Source organism: Aquibacillus kalidii, assembly GCF_014280935.1.
Lineage (GTDB): Bacteria > Bacillota > Bacilli > Bacillales > Amphibacillaceae > Aquibacillus_D > Aquibacillus_D kalidii.
The window spans coordinates 50,247-69,437 of record NZ_JACLZI010000050.1 but is presented as its reverse complement, the minus strand read 5'-3'; the positions used below and the strand labels follow the sequence as shown (position 1 = coordinate 69,437).

Annotated in this window: 16 protein-coding genes; 9 read left to right on the top strand and 7 right to left on the bottom strand. The window is 37.2% G+C overall.

Features of this window, described 5'->3' with window-relative positions; translation table 11 throughout:
* Positions 1–156 precede the first annotated feature (156 nt).
* A complete protein-coding gene (locus tag H7K77_RS14625) occupies positions 157–1,866 on the top strand; it encodes an ABC transporter ATP-binding protein (RefSeq protein WP_186578629.1) in 1,710 nt (569 codons plus the stop codon).
* A gap of 61 nt (positions 1,867–1,927) precedes the next feature.
* Here the strand turns inward: H7K77_RS14625 and H7K77_RS14620 are convergent, their stop codons facing one another.
* From H7K77_RS14620 to H7K77_RS14605, 4 genes are all read right to left on the bottom strand, one after another.
* Positions 1,928–3,931 carry a bifunctional diguanylate cyclase/phosphodiesterase gene (locus tag H7K77_RS14620; protein ID WP_186578627.1) on the bottom strand — a complete coding sequence of 668 codons (2,004 nt, stop codon included), beginning with the start codon at positions 3,929–3,931 and terminating at the stop codon, positions 1,928–1,930.
* A gap of 78 nt (positions 3,932–4,009) precedes the next feature.
* Positions 4,010–6,100 carry a metallophosphoesterase family protein gene (locus H7K77_RS14615; RefSeq protein WP_186578625.1) on the bottom strand — a complete coding sequence of 697 codons (2,091 nt, stop codon included), beginning with the start codon at positions 6,098–6,100 and terminating at the stop codon, positions 4,010–4,012.
* 619 nt (positions 6,101–6,719) lie between these two features.
* Entirely contained in the window at positions 6,720–6,899 is a 180-nt protein-coding gene (locus tag H7K77_RS14610; protein ID WP_186578722.1) for a hypothetical protein, read from the bottom strand.
* Between the two features lie 25 nt (positions 6,900–6,924).
* A complete protein-coding gene (locus tag H7K77_RS14605; RefSeq protein WP_186578623.1) occupies positions 6,925–7,095 on the bottom strand; it encodes a Fur-regulated basic protein FbpA in 171 nt (56 codons plus the stop codon).
* Between the two features lie 204 nt (positions 7,096–7,299).
* Between H7K77_RS14605 and H7K77_RS14600 the strand changes: the two genes are divergently transcribed.
* The 7 genes from H7K77_RS14600 (at position 7,300) to H7K77_RS14570 (ending at position 15,936) form a co-directional block, all read left to right on the top strand.
* Positions 7,300–7,623, top strand: coding sequence for a MerR family transcriptional regulator (locus tag H7K77_RS14600; RefSeq protein WP_186578621.1), 324 nt, complete (start codon positions 7,300–7,302; stop codon positions 7,621–7,623).
* 141 nt (positions 7,624–7,764) lie between these two features.
* Positions 7,765–9,438, top strand: coding sequence for a PucR family transcriptional regulator (locus H7K77_RS14595; RefSeq protein WP_186578619.1), 1,674 nt, complete (start codon positions 7,765–7,767; stop codon positions 9,436–9,438).
* 260 nt (positions 9,439–9,698) lie between these two features.
* Positions 9,699–10,907 (top strand): M24 family metallopeptidase, encoded by a 1,209-nt coding sequence (locus H7K77_RS14590; protein WP_186578617.1) that lies wholly within the window; start codon positions 9,699–9,701, stop codon positions 10,905–10,907.
* Positions 10,908–10,952: 45 nt separating this feature from the next.
* On the top strand, positions 10,953–12,149 hold the full coding sequence (locus tag H7K77_RS14585) for a cystathionine gamma-synthase family protein (protein WP_186578615.1): 1,197 nt from the start codon (positions 10,953–10,955) through the stop codon (positions 12,147–12,149).
* Between the two features lie 47 nt (positions 12,150–12,196).
* A complete protein-coding gene (locus H7K77_RS14580; RefSeq protein ID WP_222599380.1) occupies positions 12,197–13,420 on the top strand; it encodes a M20 metallopeptidase family protein in 1,224 nt (407 codons plus the stop codon).
* Complete coding sequence (locus tag H7K77_RS14575; protein WP_186578613.1) at positions 13,417–14,463, top strand: homoserine dehydrogenase; 1,047 nt, start codon at positions 13,417–13,419, stop codon at positions 14,461–14,463. The genes H7K77_RS14580 and H7K77_RS14575 overlap by 4 nt, the downstream gene beginning before the upstream one ends.
* A gap of 24 nt (positions 14,464–14,487) precedes the next feature.
* Positions 14,488–15,936 carry an aldehyde dehydrogenase family protein gene (locus tag H7K77_RS14570; protein WP_186578712.1) on the top strand — a complete coding sequence of 483 codons (1,449 nt, stop codon included), beginning with the start codon at positions 14,488–14,490 and terminating at the stop codon, positions 15,934–15,936.
* A gap of 46 nt (positions 15,937–15,982) precedes the next feature.
* Here H7K77_RS14570 and H7K77_RS14565 read toward each other — a convergent pair whose 3' ends face one another.
* A complete protein-coding gene (locus H7K77_RS14565) occupies positions 15,983–16,207 on the bottom strand; it encodes a Fur-regulated basic protein FbpA (protein ID WP_186578611.1) in 225 nt (74 codons plus the stop codon).
* Between the two features lie 219 nt (positions 16,208–16,426).
* Here H7K77_RS14565 and H7K77_RS14560 point away from each other — a divergent pair, with 219 nt between their 5' ends.
* On the top strand, positions 16,427–17,236 hold the full coding sequence (locus H7K77_RS14560; RefSeq protein WP_186578609.1) for a glycosyltransferase family 2 protein: 810 nt from the start codon (positions 16,427–16,429) through the stop codon (positions 17,234–17,236).
* A 13-nt stretch (positions 17,237–17,249) separates the two neighbouring features.
* Here the strand turns inward: H7K77_RS14560 and H7K77_RS14555 are convergent, their stop codons facing one another.
* Both H7K77_RS14555 and H7K77_RS14550 read right to left on the bottom strand, forming a co-directional pair.
* On the bottom strand, positions 17,250–17,477 hold the full coding sequence (locus H7K77_RS14555) for a hypothetical protein (protein ID WP_186578607.1): 228 nt from the start codon (positions 17,475–17,477) through the stop codon (positions 17,250–17,252).
* Positions 17,478–17,551: 74 nt separating this feature from the next.
* Entirely contained in the window at positions 17,552–19,069 is a 1,518-nt protein-coding gene (locus H7K77_RS14550) for an HD-GYP domain-containing protein (protein ID WP_186578605.1), read from the bottom strand.
* Positions 19,070–19,191 lie beyond the last annotated feature (122 nt).

Below are 19,191 nucleotides of genomic sequence, written 5' to 3'. Positions count from 1 at the left end.
AACTAAATGACTAAACATTAACATAAAACTAGTTTGTGAAGTAACTTACACGTATCAAATTGGAATTGCCAAGCTTAAAAAGAAGACTTATAATCCTTTTATGTGTGTCCTTCGTCTGAAGTGAAAACATTATAGAAGGTAAAGAGGTGTATGTTAGTGATAAAACGTTTTTTTTCCTACTATTTACCACACAAAAAGTTATTTCTATTTGACTTTAGTTGTGCAGTAATAGTAGCTTTATTAGAACTTGCTTTCCCGTTGGCTGTACAATGGTTTATCGATACATTGTTACCAACTAATGATTGGAATTCAATTATTTGGGTGAGTGCTGGCCTATTAGTTTTATATATCTTGAGTACTTTTCTCCAGTTCATCGTTAACTATTGGGGGCACAAGCTCGGGATAAATATTGAGACGGATATGCGACAACAATTATTTAAGCATGTACAAAAACAGTCGTTTCGATTTTTTGATAATACGAAAACAGGTCATATTATGAGTCGGATTACAAATGATCTTTTTGATATTGGTGAATTGGCCCATCATGGACCAGAGGATCTTTTTATTGCCGTGATGACCTTTGTTGGTGCTTTTTGGATCATGTTTACGGTGAATGCACAGATGGCACTCGTAATACTTATAGTAGTACCTTTTCTAATCTGGTTAATTTATTTTTGTAATATTCGAATGAATACAGCGTGGAAAAGAATGTACAAGGATATTGCTGATGTAAATGCTAGAGTAGAAGATAGTGTGTCAGGTGTTCGTGTTGTGCAGTCATTTACGAATGAAGAGTATGAAATTGAACGTTTTTCAAAGGACAACTCCAATTTCCGTGATGCAAAATTAAGCTCCTACATGGTTATGTCCTATAGTTCCTCTGGAATCTATATGATGACTCGTCTGATCGTATTAGTTGTACTCGTTTTAGGTGCTTGGTTAAGTTTCCGAGATATTCTTTCATATGGTGAGTTGGTTGGGTTTGTACTATATGTGAACGTATTGTTTAAACCAATCGATAAAATTAGTGCATTATTAGAGATGTATCCGAAGGGAATGGCGGGCTTCAAACGATTTACAGAGCTAATTGATACAGAACCGGATGTACAGGATAGAGAAGATGCGGAGGAAGTTACTGCGTTATCGGGTAATATCGTATTTAAAGATGTTTCTTTTGGATATGAAAGTCATAAACAGGTCTTAAATCATATTGACCTAGATATTAGCACAGGCGAAACCGTTGCATTTGTAGGTCCTTCAGGAGCTGGTAAAACAACAATTTGTTCGTTGATCCCGAGGTTTTATGATGTGAGTGATGGACAAATCGTAATCGACGGTATGGATATTCGCAGTATGACTAAAAAGTCACTTCGTTCACAGATTGGGATTGTTCAACAGGATGTCTTTTTATTTACTGGAACATTGAGAGAAAATATTGCATACGGCAAAAGAGACGCTACCGACGAGGAAGTAGCGGACGCAGCGAGGAAAGCGCACCTTGAAGCGTTTATACAATCGTTACCTGATGGTTATGATACACAAGTTGGGGAAAGAGGACTTAAACTATCGGGTGGACAGAAGCAACGGATTGCGATTGCTCGAATGTTCTTGAAAAATCCACCAATATTAATCTTAGATGAAGCGACTTCTGCACTAGATACAGAGACAGAGGTTATTATTCAGAGAGCATTGAACGAGTTAGCTAAAGAAAGAACAACCTTAATTATTGCCCACCGTTTAGCTACGATTAAAAATGCAGACCGCATCGTAGTTGTGACTGAAGATGGAATTGCAGAGCAAGGAAGCCATGATGAATTAATTAAACAAGATGGAATCTTTGCTAATCTTCATCGAGTGCAATATTAACTAGGATAGGTTAATGAAGGAATAAAATGAAAAAAGAATTCCAAATCGGAATTCTTTTTTCTTAACTTATTTTTTGTTGATCACGTAACCATTTATTCATATCCTCTGTATCAAGTGGCTTACTAATATAATACCCTTGCATAACGGAGCAACCAGCCTTTTTTAAAAACTCAATATGGTTAATTTCCTCCACACCTTCAGCAATAACCCCCATATTAAGATTCTTAGCGATTAATATAATACTATTTATAATGGCTTGTTTTGTTGGTATGTTACTACTTCTAATAAAGGATTGGTCAATTTTAATAATATCAATCGGCATTTCGTCTAGACTCCCCAAGGAAGAGTACCCTGTTCCAAAGTCATCCAGGGAAACCTTAATCCCCATAGCGCGTAGTTCTTTTAGTTGTTCGATGGTGTTGTTTATATTATTCATTGCAATTGACTCTGTTATTTCTAATTCCAATAGATGTGGATTCAAACCTGTTTGATTTAATGCTTGTTCAATTGAACCTTGTAGACGTTGGCTTTCGAAAATCCTTGCTGACATGTTAATAGAAATGACAAGGTTATCAACCAAATGTTGCGCTTGCCAATCCTGATTTTGTTGACATACCTTCGTTAGCATCCATTCGGTCATCGGAATGATAACACCAGTTTCCTCTGCTATAGGTATAAATTCTATAGGAGGCACTAATCCTAATTCAGGGTGTTGCCAGCGGAGTAATGCTTCCATGCCAACCAGCTTTCCAGTAGAAAAATCATACTTGGGCTGATAGACGATGAAAAACTCTTGATGAACAAGTCCTTTTCTAAGGTCTTTCTCTAACACTAAACGGCGTTGATGTTTTATGCCTAAATCATTGGAATAAATATCAATGTTTCCTTCATTAGATTTTTTAGCTTGGTACATGGCAGCATCTGCAGCACTTACTAACTCGTTTCTTTGAGTACCATGTTCAGGTGCAAAACTAATTCCTATACTTCCAGTGACATATAACTCATTTTCATCAATATAAAAAGGCTTACGGATTTCATCTAAAATAGTATTAGCAAAATCTGTTGCTTTCTCAATTGTAGTTATGTTTTTTGCTACAATCAGAAATTCATCACCACCGATGCGAAACGCTTTTCGGTTTACCCTTAACCTGTTGGATATTTCAATAAGCAGTTTGTCTCCAATATCATGGCCTAGTGTATCATTAATGACCTTAAAGCGATCCAAGTCTATAAAAAATACCGAGCCACTATCTAACCTTTTTTTAAAATATTTATTAAGTCCATTACGATTTGCAAGAGAAGTCAGCGAATCAGTATATGCCATCCGTTCTAATATATGATTTTCAAAGAAAAAGGCACTCCATGTCACGATAATAATAATTAATGTTCCAATTGTTACGGCGATTAACAGTGTACGATGATCACCTGTTGTGGTTCCAGGTATAGCTATATGCTTTGCATGATTATCCATTTGAAAATTAGCTGCAGCCATCCCTGTGTAATGCATGCCACAAACGGCAATAGCCATAATAATTGCACTGTATAATTTTAAGTGACTATGGAGGGTGTTATTTCTAAACTTTTTAATTAAATAGAGTGCAGCATAAGATGCAGCATAAGCGATTATAACGGATGCTAGTAACAACGCTAGATTATAGTTTAGCTTTACGTTTGTAATAACAGCACTCATCCCAATGTAATGCATCGCTATTATACCCGAACCCATAATAATACCTCCAAGGAAAGTGTTCCATTTGCGAATCGTTTCCTTGGAGGAGATTAGAAAGGCAATTAGCGATGCAAATATACTAGCAAGTGCTGAAAGAATGGTAAGTGGAATATTATAGTTCATCGGCATGTTAGTGCCCATCGCCATCATACCGATGAAGTGCATGGACCAAACCCCGGTGCCCATAACAAAGGCCCCTGCAAATAACCAGGTTACTTTTGCTTTTCCAGATTCTTGATAAATTTTACCTGCTAGATTGAGAGCAGAGTATGACGAGAGTATAGCTATTATAAAAGATAAAAAAACAATCCAAAGGTTATATTCGATGTTTATCATATAGGTGCCTCATTCTTATATATTATTGATTTAGTATATAAGATTTGTCGAAATTTAGGAATAAATATTTATGGAATGTTACCTTTTTATTGGTTCATACGTTTTCTTTTCCAACTGTAAACCGAAGTATTTTAACAAGTAGTTTTGTACATTGTCCGGATCAACGGATAATAAACCGATGTTATTGTCTGTTTGAATAACTGAATTTTCTCCTGTTGTAAGATATTGAATCTCTTCTCGCCAATAATAATCGGATGGACAGCTAAGTCTATTACTCTCCGAAACCAAATTATTCTCCATATCACAGTGCCTAAATATTTGTTGCCTTTTCCGTCTGTAGGAGTTTAACCATACCATTTTTTTCATCAATGAACCCCATATGCCAGTAAAGCTCATATTATTCATAGGACTACTCGTAAATTGGTGTATTGATATTCTCTGCCCATTTTCAAAAGTTACGTTAGATTGTGCTGCGAAAGCATAATGGACGTCCCCTGATAAAAGGTAACAATTACTAGGATTCCATGCGGCAATCTGTTGTAAAAATTGGGTAAAACCTTCTGAATTATATTTCCAAGCCTCAAAGTCTACCATTGTTTGGACAGGTAAACCAAGTGTTCGTAAAGGATACACGTAATCATTCAAAGTGGATTCTATTAATCCGATTCCATATAGTGGCGTGGGAGACACAAGGATTAAAGGCTCCCCTTCGCTCCAATTGCTAGATCTTAAAGTAAGATCCAAGAGCCGCCAACCGTCCTCGCTAACTAGCTGTGGACTACTAATATTTTCTTCAATATTTGTGCCTATTTTAGTTGGAATTGGTTGTTGATCGAACGCCCTCATTGTTCGTGTGTCGATAAATAATGCTCTAGGAATTGTTGGGGTAGTAAAGTGCCAATTATGGAATCCCCAAAGTAATTCTACCCAGTCATGATAAGAGGATGAATGGGTGTTAAAGATACTAAGATAACGCTGAAATTGCTTCTTAAACGCTCCACTAAATTGATCAGGGTCGTTACCCCACCCTTGAAATGCCCAGTATGCAGCTAAACCATTAGAGATTACATGCCTTCCTAATGGTGCATTCCACACATTTTCTACCCAATTTAGGGTGATATTCCAGTCATCTGTAATATCATGATCATCGAATATCATGTATGTTGGAGTATTGGCTAATACTCGTTGAACATGATAAAGGTTTTCCTGGAAACGATAGACTAGTTCTACTTGTTCACGGTATCTTGTCTGATGTTGCTCTAATTCCTTTTGGTACTCTGTCTCTGAATGGGGGAGATTTGGATACATAAAGTAATAGTTTTCTAGAACGTTATCAAAAGCATCAAACACCCCATATTCCTTCGCTAACTCCCAGATTTGTGTTCCAAAACTAAGCAAATACATGGCTGCGTATTCACCTAACCGAATTAGATGATTATCTGCATTCGATGAGGTAAACTCTGCAAAGTATTTCATTATAAATCCTCTGCCGTGAATTTTATCAATAGAGGTAAAAAAAGGTTCTGTGCTCAGGCGATCATCCAACTCGATAAGGTTTTCTTCTTCGCCAATTAATGCTTTACCGAGATCGATGATAAATGAAATAAGTGGATCTGGTATGTCATCCGCATAAATCTGGTCTCCCATTAAAAATAAGGTACTTGGTCGCTCAGCTACTTGGTTATAGTTTTCCTCAACCTGAAGATCCGCACCTGCTAAAGCATCATATCCTTGACTGTATGCCTTTCGACATGAACCGTATAATAGGTTGTTTTTTCCTTTTGTATTTATATAGAAGGAAGGTAACTTTAAATCTCCATATACAAGATTGTGCGGGTTCTGTTGATCTAATAAATGATAACTATTTAAGGTTGTAGTCGTATTTGAGACATCAGTAAAAAACAAATTGTATCCTAGTAATTGATCTGTAGGAAACTGTCTATGCTTTGGAGATACTTTTATTAAATGGATAAATAACCGTTTCCCAAGTTGGATTGTTTCGTTTATTGTTTTTGTTCGTAACAGGCTATATCTATATCCATTCCGATGATTAATACGGTAAATTTTAGCTTTTACTTTTAGGTCAACACTGGTAGCTATCCAAATATTAACCGTTGATGGGTCCGTTCGTCTGATAATTGGACCCGATAATATAGTAGGAAGTTGCATGTAAAACCACTCCACTTTAATAACAGGATTGACTATAGCCTATTCATCAAAGTGTTGGTTTGTGTGAGGATGGGGAGCTGTATCGGTATTTAGAAGGTAATTTGTAACGAAAAAGCTGTTCACACCGAAATGAAATTCCGGAGTGAGCAGCTTTTATGTCTGAGATTTAACTGGAAGTGGTTTGTAATAAGGACTCATCATAAATCGTTGCTTTAAGAATGTCTAAGTAGAGAGCAAATGCGTAGAAACTAACTTTTTACAATCCCTTTCCGCAAAGAAGATTGCAACTTATTGAAGCAGATTAGTGCATGAAATTTCTTTTACCTCCAAATACCGCAACGATTGAAGCAGATTGGTGCATGAAATTTCTTCTACCTCCAAATACCGCAACGATTGAAGCAGATTAGTGCATGAAATTTCTTCTACCCCAAAATACCGCAACGATTGAAGCAGATTGGTGCATGAAATTTCTTCTACCCCAAAATACCGCAACGATTGAAGCAGATTAGTGCATGAAATTTCTTTTACCTCCAAATACCGCAACGATTGTGAGGGATAGAATAATTCTTGCGACACATTCTATACAAACTATGACAATCGTTAAATGGAGCTTTTAGGTTTAGCTATTTTGGATCATTCTTAGTACCTCATATGCATGGTCACCGGCAATAGATGCAAGGCTTTCCCATATTTCATCTCTCAATAGATCTAATTCCACAATCTTTCGTGCTAATTGAAAAGCCTCTTCCTGGGGTGAAAGCTTAGTAGAAACTACATTTAGACTTGGTGCTACTGACAATGAGACTACCTCCTTTATACGATATTCAGACTGAACTGTTTTCCTTGTGCTTATGGATAAGTTTATATTCTTGTTCTAGCTCTGTAATTGTTTTCTTGTAAATATTATGATCGGTATGGTCAACGGCACCTGCCTCAATTAATTGATTAATTAAGAATGTCTTTTGCTTATCAAGGGCTTTTCTCAAATAAGCCATCTATCGCACTCCTTTCTTAACATGTAGTATAGGGAGGTTGTGAACCTTTTTCATTAAAGTTGTAAAGTTTCATTACGTACTATTTTCGCTATAGTCAGATTTTTATTGTTAGAAAATCTTACATAACTATATAGATGGTGAGAATTTCCATGTATAATCATACATAATAAGTGATTACATCAATATAGTTGTGGCGGTGAAGAAATGGCAGAGAGCACTTCTTATAAAGAAAGGAAAGTGATCACGATCGGTGTAGTAAGTGAGCTTACCGGTTTAACCGAACGGCAAATTAGATATTATGAAGAGCGAAAATTAATATTCCCCGAAAGATCTCCAAAAGGAAACCGTAAGTATTCATTTGCTGATGTAGAACAACTGATTGATATAGCTAATAAACGAGAAGAAGGAGTCCAAACGTATGAGATCAGGCAGGAAATGATTAAAGCCCAACGTAAGGAAGAGAAGAAGAACCGTAAAGAACTATTACGTGGTGAAATTAATGCGCGTTTCGGTATTCAGAAAGATTAGAAAAAGTTTAGCTATATAGATATAAACCTATGTATCTAGCATATAATGACATAACAGGTGATTTCTTGCTGTCGTTGGTTATGACTGATAAATCCGCTGATGGTTGTTTCTTTTTTTTAACCTATGTGCGAGGTGAGACTTATGGGGTTAACTGCACAAGATGTGATTGACTTACCGATTTTAAAAACTTCCAAAGTCAAAACCAGTAATAGTATTTTATCAGATAAAACAGTTGAATGGATTTCAGTTATTGAAACACCAGTAGAGAACTTTGTTCGAAAAAATGAGTTTGTTTTGACTACTGGTATTGGCTGTGAAAAGGAACCAAAACTATTTGAGCAGTTTGTAAATGACATTATTCGTTCAGGGGCATCGGTTCTAGCTGTTGCTACAGGTAGGTACATTTTTAATATTCCTGACCGAATTATACAGATCGCAAATACAAATGAATTGATTGTCGTAGATATTCCTTGGGAAATTCGTTTTGGTGACGTAATGCAAAGCGTGATGCATCAAATAACAATTGATCGTTATGATGAAAGAAAAAAATCAGATAAACTAAGGCAACAATTAATCAACTGTGTTCTCCAAGATAAAGGTCTACAAGAGATAGCTCAAACATTTTATAGAAATATACGTATTCCTCTAGCAATAACGGACTCTAACCGAGTCATCAGAGCCAACCAAAATATAAAAAAAGACATTATACAAAATTATAGTTCGCTTCTAGATACTAACCTTTACAAAATTCCTCCATCTGAAATAACATTCATCGAACACCCATTATATTACCATATTGAAGAATATGAACTAGATAAAACGACGGTATTCCAATTACCAATAATAAATAATCATAAAATTCAAGGCTACTTAATCTTTCAACCTAGTAATAGGAATCTTTTAACATGGTTAGTGATGAACGGATTAGAGCATGCTTTAACGGCCTGTGCCTTATATTTTGTGAAGGAAAATGCGATTGAGCTTACTGAAATAAAATTAAAGGATAATTTCGTGCTCAATTTAGCGAAATATCAAACGAGGCTAGATGATCAATCGTTTTCGAAAGCAAGGTTATTGGGGTATGACTTAGGTTGCTTGTATGCATGTATTATGGGTGATATAAAGTATAAAGAATCTACAAATCTTATGGAAAAGGATAACCCTGATTCCTCGTCTTTGAAAAGCTGGAACTACTACATCCAGAAGGAAATAAATTATGCAGGTGAACTATTTGATAGAAAAACAATGACAACCTTCGAGGATGGGATGGTAATTATTTTTTTGGAGGTTGAAGAGGAGTCCTATGTTGAAACCTGTCACCAGTTTTTAGACACAATGGAAAGACGTCTAAATGCGTTACTTGCCGACATGGAACTGTCTTGGGGAGTTGCTTTACAAAAAGATGGGGAATTCCCCTTTTTTGAAAGTTATCAGGAAGCAAAGACTGCATTACAAATTGGCCTTCAACAACATGAAATAGGAGAAAGAACATTTTTTGAAAACACTAAAATAAATCGCTTACTAATGGCCATATCAAGTGAAGATAACATACAAGAAATTGTTAAGGAAACACTAAGGCCTCTCATAGAGTATGACGATAAAAGGCAAACAGATTTGATTTATACATTCATAGTCTATAATAAGTACAAAGGTAATGTGAGCCAGACAGCAAGGGCGTTAAATTTGCACCGTCAATCTTTATTATATCGTCTAAGAAACATTGAAAAGCTAACGAACTTACTACTAAATCATTCAGACGATTATTTTTTACTAGAGTTATGTGTTAGGTTAAGTCAGTTAAATAGGATCGAATAAATGTAAGCTTAGGGTTTAAAACTCTAAGCTTTTTTTGGTTGCTTAAGAGAATATTTCTCCATGTTAATAAGTAAAAGGAAGACTATACTTTGCTGTCTTGATATATGAAAGCAAAGAAGCCCACGAAGATTATGCTTAGATTGTATAGTTTGAATTTATTAAAATCATACAGTTTGAACATTACGTAAAGACTTTATTCTTAATAGGATAGTAGTATGAATTAACGAAAAATTCCGTCATTTAGGAGAGGGGGAAAGCTGATGCTTCCATTTGATATTGTAGAATATCAAAACCGTTTATGTAAGACAAAAGAAAGAATGTCTGAAAGAGGGATTGAGGTCTTGCTAATAACGGACCCTGCAAACATGAATTATTTGTCCGGCTATGATGCCTGGTCTTTCTATGTGCATCAAATGTTAGTGATTATCATTGATGAGCCTCAACCGCTATGGGTTGGCAGGTATCAGGATGCACACGGGGCAAAGGCTACAACGTGGATTTATGATGAAAATATAATTGCATATCCCGATTATTATGTGCAATCAAGCCATTATCACCCAATGGTATTCATTGCTGACATCCTCAAACAAATAGGGCAAGGTAATCGGCATATTGGAGTGGAAATGGATAACTATTATTTTTCAGCAAAAGCCTACTATATGTTGCAGCAAAACCTTCCTGATGCAACATTTAAAGATGCAGATTTACTTGTCAACTACGTGCGGATCATTAAATCTGAACAAGAAATAGAGTATATGAAACGTGCCGCAAAAATAGCGGATCAGGCAATGGCTGTTGGTGTAAAAACAATGAAACCCAATTTACGGGAGTGTGATGCGGCTGCAACTATCTATCGTGAACTAATTAGTGGAACGGAAAACTATGGTGGTGATTACCCTGCCATAGTACCGCTGCTACCTTCTGGTGAAAACACATCTGCACCACACCTTACATGGACTGATCGAACATATGAACAAGGGGAGTCTGTAGTTGTTGAATTAGCAGGATGTTATAAGCGATATCATGTGCCACTGGCTAGAACGGTATCGATAGGGCAACCATCAAAGGAGTTACAAAACATAACGCCAATTGTAATAGAAGGGTTAACGAAAGTATTAGAATCTATTAAGCCGGGGATGACCTGTGGAGAAATAGAAGGGATTTGGCAGAAAAGTATTAAACAACACGGTATAGAAAAGGAGGCCAGATTAGGTTACTCGGTTGGATTAAATTATCCGCCTGATTGGGGAGAACATACAGCGAGTATTAGAAAGGGTGATCCAACTGTCCTTCAGCCCAACATGACCTTTCACTTAATTCCTGCACTATGGTTTGAGAACTATGGTATCGAAATTAGTGAGTCCTTCCGTGTTACCGAATCTGGTTGTGAGTCATTTACAAAGTTCCCGAGCAAGTTGATCGTTCAAGACCCTTTTAGCTTAAATGAACAGGACGGTAAAATCAGCTAGCTAACTATTAATTGATAACTTCACTTTCCTTGAGGAGGAGTAAAAATGAACAAACAAGGTATGGCAACTCGTGCTTTATGGGCAGGAGAAAAAGACTCTTTAGCTTTTGGAGCAACGCAAGTACCGGTAGTACACAGTGTGTCTTTTGGTTATGATGACATGGATGAATGGTACGACGTTGCTGTTGGTAATAAAACTGGTCATATTTATGGGCGTAACACTAATCCAACTGTTCAAGCTTTCGAGGAGAAAATAAGAATATTGGAGGATGCAGAAGCGGCAACAAGCTTTTCGACTGGAATGGCTGCTATCAGTAATACACTTGGTACTTTACTGTTTCCTGGTGATCGAATTGTTTCGATAAAAGACACGTATGGTGGGACGAATAAGATTTTTACTGAGTTCCTTCCTAAACAAAATGTTGAAGTTGAATTATGTGAGACAGGAGATCACGAGGCAATAGAACGAGAAGTTGCAAAAGGTTGTAAGGTATTGTATCTAGAAAGCCCGACAAATCCGACCGTAAAGCTAACCAACATAGAAAGGATGGCTAAGGCGGGAAAAGAAGTTGGTGCCATCGTTATAGTTGATAACACATTTGCGACCCCTATTAATCAGAAACCACTCGAATTAGGAGCAGATTTAGTCGTTCACAGTGCAACTAAATTTCTTGGGGGTCATGCAGATGCACTTGGAGGAGCAGTTTGTGGTCGAAAAGAGTTAGTAGATGCCATTTACCATTATCGTGAAATCAATGGTGCTACTCTTGACCCAATGGCGGCTTATTTGTTAATCAGAGGTATGAAAACTTTAAAACTTCGGGTAGATAAGCAATGTGAGAACGCGATTCAGATTGCCCGCTATTTACAGACAGTTAATGTAGTAGAATCTGTTTTCTATCCAGGTCTAGAGGATCACCCAGGCCATGATATTGCCAAGAAGCAGATGGAGAACTTTGGAGGCATGCTTAGCTTCTCCGTCAAAGGTGGAGTAGACACCGTGCGTCATTTATTACCAAAACTAAAATTTGCGAACCGTGCAGCCAACTTGGGATCAGTAGAAACAGTGGTAGGTCCTTCCCGAACGACTAGTCACGTGGAATGTACGCCAGAGGAAAGGGCGGCAATGGGGATACCAGAAGGGTTAATTCGTTATTCTGCTGGTATTGAAGATATTGATGATCTAATAATGGACTTGGAACAGGCCTTTCAATCCCTTCCTGAACATGTTTTTAGCAAATAACTTACTAGACAGTCCATTTATATTGTTGAAGATGGGAGGTTACCCCCTTGCAGAAAGATCGGTCACATGTCGAAATAAGATCAGAAGCGATTAGGGCCCAACTGGTGGAGTGGCGTCGCCATTTCCATGGAAATCCGGAATTGAGTTTTCATGAAAAAGAAACGGCGGAATATATTGTTGAAATTTTACAATCAATGGGTGTATTTACGTTACAGACAGGAATTGCAGGTAATGGAATAGTGGCAACTTTATCAAGTGGAGACGGACCAGTTATTGGGCTACGGGCAGATATGGACGCCCTTCCTATTATGGAGCAAACCAATGCAGCATTTTCATCTAATAATGATGGCGTCATGCATGCTTGTGGACATGATGCACATATGGCTATATTGCTTGGTGTTGCAAAGCTATTAGCAGAGGATTACAAAAAAGGTAAATTAACTGGAACCGTAAAGCTCATTTTCCAACCTGCTGAGGAAAGTGCTGATGCATATGGGTTAACAGGTGCCCCGTATTTTTTGAAAGCCGGGGTGATAGATGATTTGAATGTGGCGTTGGCCCTTCATGTTTGCCCTTGGCGAAATACAGGAGATATTCAAATTAATAAAGGTCCTAGTATGGCGAATATTGATAATTTTTCCCTTCAGATCAAAGGTAAAGGTGGCCATGGTGGGTACCCACATCAAAGTAAGGATCCGATTTGGATGGCGAGTTTTATTCTACAAGGGATTTATGGTCTTATTAGTAGGAAGGTAAACCCATTAGAAGTTGGTGTGATTAGTGTCGGTGAAATTCATGGAGGAAATACAGCTAACGTTATACCGGAAGTGGTTCAAATAAAAGGAACATTGCGCTCCTACACAACGGGTGTTCGAAAACAACTTATGGAAGAATTAGAAAATATCGCTTCAATCGTCGAATCATTGGGTGGTGAATTTATATTAGATATTGAGCATGGAGAACCCGCCTTAAATAACGATCCGTTCCTAACAGGGATAATTAGAAAAACAGCTCAGTCGCTTTACCCTTCTATGTCAATTTATGAGGAAGCTTTTGGCATGGGAGGAGAAGACTTTGGTCATATCACAAAGAAATTCCCTGGGGCCATGTTTTTTCTAGGCTGTGCAAGAGAAGTTGGCGATAAAGGGAGTTTACATGCTTCAGACTTTATGATTAATGAGGATGCTCTTCCGATAGGTGTATCAATATTAACTGCGTGTACTCAAAAGCTCTTGGGTGATAATTATTTAGATGGAGGTGGATATAGGTGACACTGAACATTGCTTTTATAGGATTTGGAGGGGTAGGTCAGGCGTTAGCTGATATGCTTTTTAAGCAAAAGGATAGATTGTCGGGGGAACATGGATTGGATATCAAAGTGGTAGCTGTTACCGATATGATGAAAGGTGCAATCTATCATCCGGATGGATTAGATATACAACAACTATTAAACGTAGTTCATCAGACGAATCGAGTGGACACATATCCTGATCAATCTGGGCTTATTAAAGGGTTAGATAGCATCGAAACAATCCGTAATACCAATGCAGATATGATTGTTGAAGTAACGTTTACAGATGTGGAAACAGGCCAGCCAGCCATCGATCATATAAAGACAGCGTTTCAAAATAAGAAAAGCGTGGTTACAACAAACAAAGGGCCAGTTGCTCTAGCATATGAAGAACTGTTAGAAATTGCAAAAGAAAATGATGTGTATTGGGGGTTCGAAGGTACAGTGATGAGTGGTACCCCTGCACTAAGGATGCCAATTACAGCATTGGCTGGAAATGAAATAAAGGAGATAAGAGGAATTCTTAACGGCACAACAAATTATATTTTATCGGAAATGGAGCAAGGCTTTACCTATGAAGATGCATTACAAAAGGCACAGAATTTAGGATATGCTGAAGCTGATCCGACAAGTGATGTAGAAGGATATGATGCAAGATATAAAGCGGCGATTCTATCACACTATTTAATGGAAACGCCCATTCACCCTAAAAACATCTTGTGTAATGGGATTAGCAATATAACAGGGGAAATGGTCCAACAGGCAAAACAGGATAACAAAAGGTGGAAATTATTGGCAAGAATAACGAAAAAGAATGGAGAAGTGAATGCAACGGTGAAACCGGAATTGTTAGACAGTAGTGATCCGTTAGCAGCCGTTTCTGGTCCTACAAATGCCATTATGTATAAATGTGACTTGGCGGGGCCTATTTTACTAACAGGTGCTGGAGCTGGATTAGTAGAAACGGGGTATGCTTTATTGATGGATCTCATCCATTACCATCAGGAAAAGGTTAGAGTTTAAACAGCTAAGGGGGAGATGGTCATGATGCAAATTCAAGTGAAGGATGAAAAAATGTTACTAGCTGGACAGTGGATTGACGCAGAGAAGTCATTTGATGTTCTGAATCCACAGGATAATAAGCTTATTGCTCGAGTACCGAAAGCATCAAAAGTGGATATGTTATTGGCGATTGAGAAGGCACAGGAAGCATATGAAGGTGCGCTGTCATGGCCAACGCATGAAAGGATTCGTGTATTAACACAAACTGCTAGATATATAACTGATCAGAAAGATCGCTATGCAAGGACTATTGCATTAGAAGGTAGTAAAACCATTCAGGAAGCTAGATGCGAAGTGGACCGAGCGATTCAAACTATTCAAATTAGTGCGGAGGAAGCAAGAAGACTCGATGGGAGAACGATTAATTTTGACCAAAGCCCTGGAAGTGAAAATAAAGTGGGGTATAGCTACCGATTTCCAATAGGTGTGGTCGGTGCCATTACACCGTTTAACGATCCTTTAAACCTTGTTGCGCATAAAGTAGGGCCAGCAATAGCTTCCGGAAATGCAGTCATTGTAAAACCAGCTTCTGCTACACCTCTTAGTGCATTGTTATTAGGAGAAGCGTTCATGGAATCTGGATTACCAGCTGGGCTTCTATCCATTATTACAGGATCAGGTCGAGAAATTGGGGAAACCTTAGTGACACATCCATCTATTAAAATGGTCTCTTTTACTGGCGGTTTAGAGGCAGGAGAAAGAATTGCTAAACTAGCTGGTTTGAAAAAAATAAGTATGGAACTTGGCTCCAATTCTCCTGTTATCGTACTAAACGATGCTTGCCTGGAAGATGCCGTTCAATCCTGTGTGTCAGGGTCATTCTCAGCAGTAGGCCAAAATTGTATTGGTGTCCAGCGAATCTATGTTGAAAAAGCGTGTTATCCCATATTTCTAGAAAATTTCATTCAAACAGCCAACCTACTAAATGTAGGAGATAAACTGGACGATTCGACGGACATGGGCCCGCTAATTAATGAAAAAGAGGCTAAACGGGTAGAAGCCTGGATTGATGAAGCTGTTTCCGAAGGGGCTAATGTGTGTTGTGGTGGTAAAAGGACTGGGTCTTATATTCATCCAACCGTTCTAACAGACGTACCCAATACAGCTACAATTGCTCAGGAAGAAATATTTGGTCCTGTTGTTTTGATTTATCCTGTGGAAAATGTATATGAAGCAGTAGAAAAATCAAATGATGTTAATTATGGGTTGCAGGCAGGAATATTTACTTCGGATATTAACAAGGCCTACTATGCCATTAAATATCTTCATGTAGGTGGAGTTATGGTTAACGATAGTAGTGATTACCGAATTGATGAGATGCCATTCGGTGGTGTAAAAGGATCAGGGCTAGGTCGAGAAGGGGTACGTTCCTCTATTAAAGCCATGTCAGAAGAGAAGGTAGTTAGTTTTCGCTTAAAACAACCCCTTTTGTAGTCAGGTTTAACGGATGCGGGATGCATCCTATTTTTCTTACCCATTGTTAATGGATCTGAGGATCATCAGCTAGCTGGATTGAACGTGTGAATCTTATTGTATTCTTGTCACTTTTTTCTACAGTAACTAACAACTGGTCATATTCATTTATTAACTCACTAAGTGTCATATTAAACAGTTCCTCACCATCATTTGTTGCATGACCGTGATTAACTAATTGTTCAATGAGATATGCTTTTTGCTTTTCAACTGCTTCTCTTAAATAGGCCATTGAGTATTCTTCCTTTCGTGTATTTTATTTTGTGTAAGCGCTTATATTTATAATTATAACCAGATTGTATCCGTTATAAACTAAAATAAAGAAAAAAAAAATTACAATTTAGTGAACGAGCACAAATTCTTGTATAATGGAGTTTACAAGGTGCCTGTCACCACCCGTTTTTTGTTGATAATTGTCGAATTTAATTGAAGGTCATAAAGGAGAAAAAACATGAAGCAGCCACTGGTTTCTATCATTATACCTACTTATAATCGTATTCATTCTTTAGCAGAATTAATGGAATCTCTGATAAAGCAAACTTTTACAAACTTTGAAGTGATTATTGTTAATGACGCAGGTAACCGCGTTGATGAGCTAAAGGAATTGTATTGGGAAATTAATTGTAAGATTATTAATCTAGAACAGAATAGCAAGCATGTAAAGGCTAGAAATGTAGGTGTTTCTCATGCCATAGGTGAGTATATCATGTTGATCGATGATGATGACATTATTTTACCAACGCACATTGAACGTATGGTCGAGGAATTAAATCATTATGATCTAGTATATTCGGATGTAGAAATCGTAGATTATAATCATGTGAATAACCAAAGGATTCCTAAGAGTAGGCTTCTCTTTGCGTATAACTATGATCTAAAGGAGATGAAAAAGTTTTCTACATTTGTACCATCAGGGAGTTTATATCGTAAACAGCTGCATGACCATATAGGTTACTTTGATGAAGCGGTTATGAATTACTGGGACTGGGATTTCTTCCTGAGAGTTGCCAGTAGTTACAAAGTGAAAAGAGTGCCAATTGCGGGTGTCCTATATGAGTTTTCTAGCGAGGGAGATAATCAATCAAAAAATCTAACATCAATGAGAAAATATTTGGATAGATTGTCAGAGAAGCATGAACTTGGTCCATTACCAACTAAAAATTTCTTTTTATTACTAAAAGAACCTGAAGTGATAGCGAGGCAAGCGGAAAGTGAAGTGATTTGGGACGGACAACCAATTAGGTCAAGGTTAATCTTATAAACTTTTTTTAATCTTACTCTTCATCACCACTGCTATCATAGTTACTATCTTGTTCAGGAAAACCGCCACTATCACCACCATCGATGTTGTCCTGTTTACTAGCTACTAAGAAAGCAATGAGAATGATGGGGAGTATAATAAACCAAGGAATTGCGAGTTGACTTTTGGTGAGAATAGCCAGCAAGGACAATAAACCTAAACCAATAAGAATGTAGAAAACACCTCTTCCAAATACTTTCACTATATCACTCCTTTAAAAAAACTGTGTAATAGCAATGTTGCTATTACACAGTTTATGTTTGTATTTTAAAGTTATCACTTTACCGCGTATTGTTTCCCATTTTCCTCTTGTTGTTTTTCTCTCATTAACTCCACGAAAAGTTTAGCGTAAACAGGGTCCCATTGTGTTCCCTTTCCCTCATCAATGATTGACAATGCTTTAGCAGTACTCATCCCTTTTCGATAAGGACGATTAGAAGTCATCGCATCAAATGCATCTGCAACAGCTAGAATTCGTCCAAAAAAAGGGATGTTCTCTCCAGCTAAGCCATCAGGATAGCCCTTCCCGTCATAACGCTCATGATGGTATTTAACTCCAGGGATTAATTCAACCATTGCTTCCTTTGGTTGAATTTGGGTTAGAATATCTGCTCCGATAGATGGGTGTAATTTGATCTGGGCAAATTCTTCATCGGTCAATTTTCCCTCTTTTAATAAGACCTCATCTCGAATTCCGATTTTTCCAATATCGTGGAGTAGTGCAGATTTGTGAAGCAAATCCAATTGACTAGGTGATAGGCCTGTGTATTTCCCAATTTCCACTGCATAATTCGCCACTCGGATAGAATGCCCAGCGGTGTAATGGTCTCGTGCGTCCAAGGTTGCTGAAAAAACCGTATAGAAACTATTCAGTAGTTTAGTGTTAAGTTGTTCTTTTTCCCTTAAAGAATCAGACATGTGGTTAAAACCGGCCATTAACTTAGAAAACTCATCAGTGTAGTGTTCATCTATCTTAGGAAGTAAACCGTTTTGTACACTTTTCATCCCTTGTTGAAGATGATTAATTGGTTCTTCTACTTCTTTAGTTAATAAGGTAGAAAAATAAATAGAAGTAATACCAACAATTAACATAATGGCTGCTGCCCATTGCCAATACTCATAAATAATAGCCCTGTCTAATTGAATTAGGTAGATAAAAGTAGCCAAGCTAAACAACAGTACAGGAAAAATTCCAATAAACAGAATACTAAAGAAAAATTTTCGTTTTATTGACAGGAGTACGTAATTTTCTACGTTTAAATCTACCTGATAAATGGCTAATGTTTTTTTTCGTAGTGTTTTTAATACAGGAATGATCGCCTTTGAGGTTAATAAAAATTCAATTATTGCGTGTGTAAATGCAATTAAAAAAGCGCCTATCCAAGCAAATACAACATAATAGATTGGTATGGTAATGATTTGTTGATTTATGAAAAACATAGTTAATAGTGATGCAGGTATAGCTAGTCCCAAAAAGTGCGGTAGCAAGATTCGTTTAAGAGATAATACAGGAAAACGAAGGGTCGTTAAGTATGCCTTTTTAAATTCCTCCAATGATGCTACATCAAGGTCCAGTACATTTTTAATTGGTCGCACATGTTTTTTATATAAAATCGATTCGCTTATTAACATGCAAATTAACGAGAAGAAAAGCACACCTAACAATATCCCTAGATCTTTTTTGGGTACAATTAAGGTATGGGAGATGAAAGTAGTTCCTACAATCATGACTGCTATAAAGGAACCAATTAGATAGTTTCGAAAGAGTTTATTCTGAAATGGAGTAAAATTCATGCTGATCCTACTTTCTTAATCTATTAAAGAATAAATAAAGTATATCTATTATAAAAGGAATCTTAATATAAGGGAAGAAAAAGAAAAATGAATCCGTATAATCAAAGTGATATCCATGATAA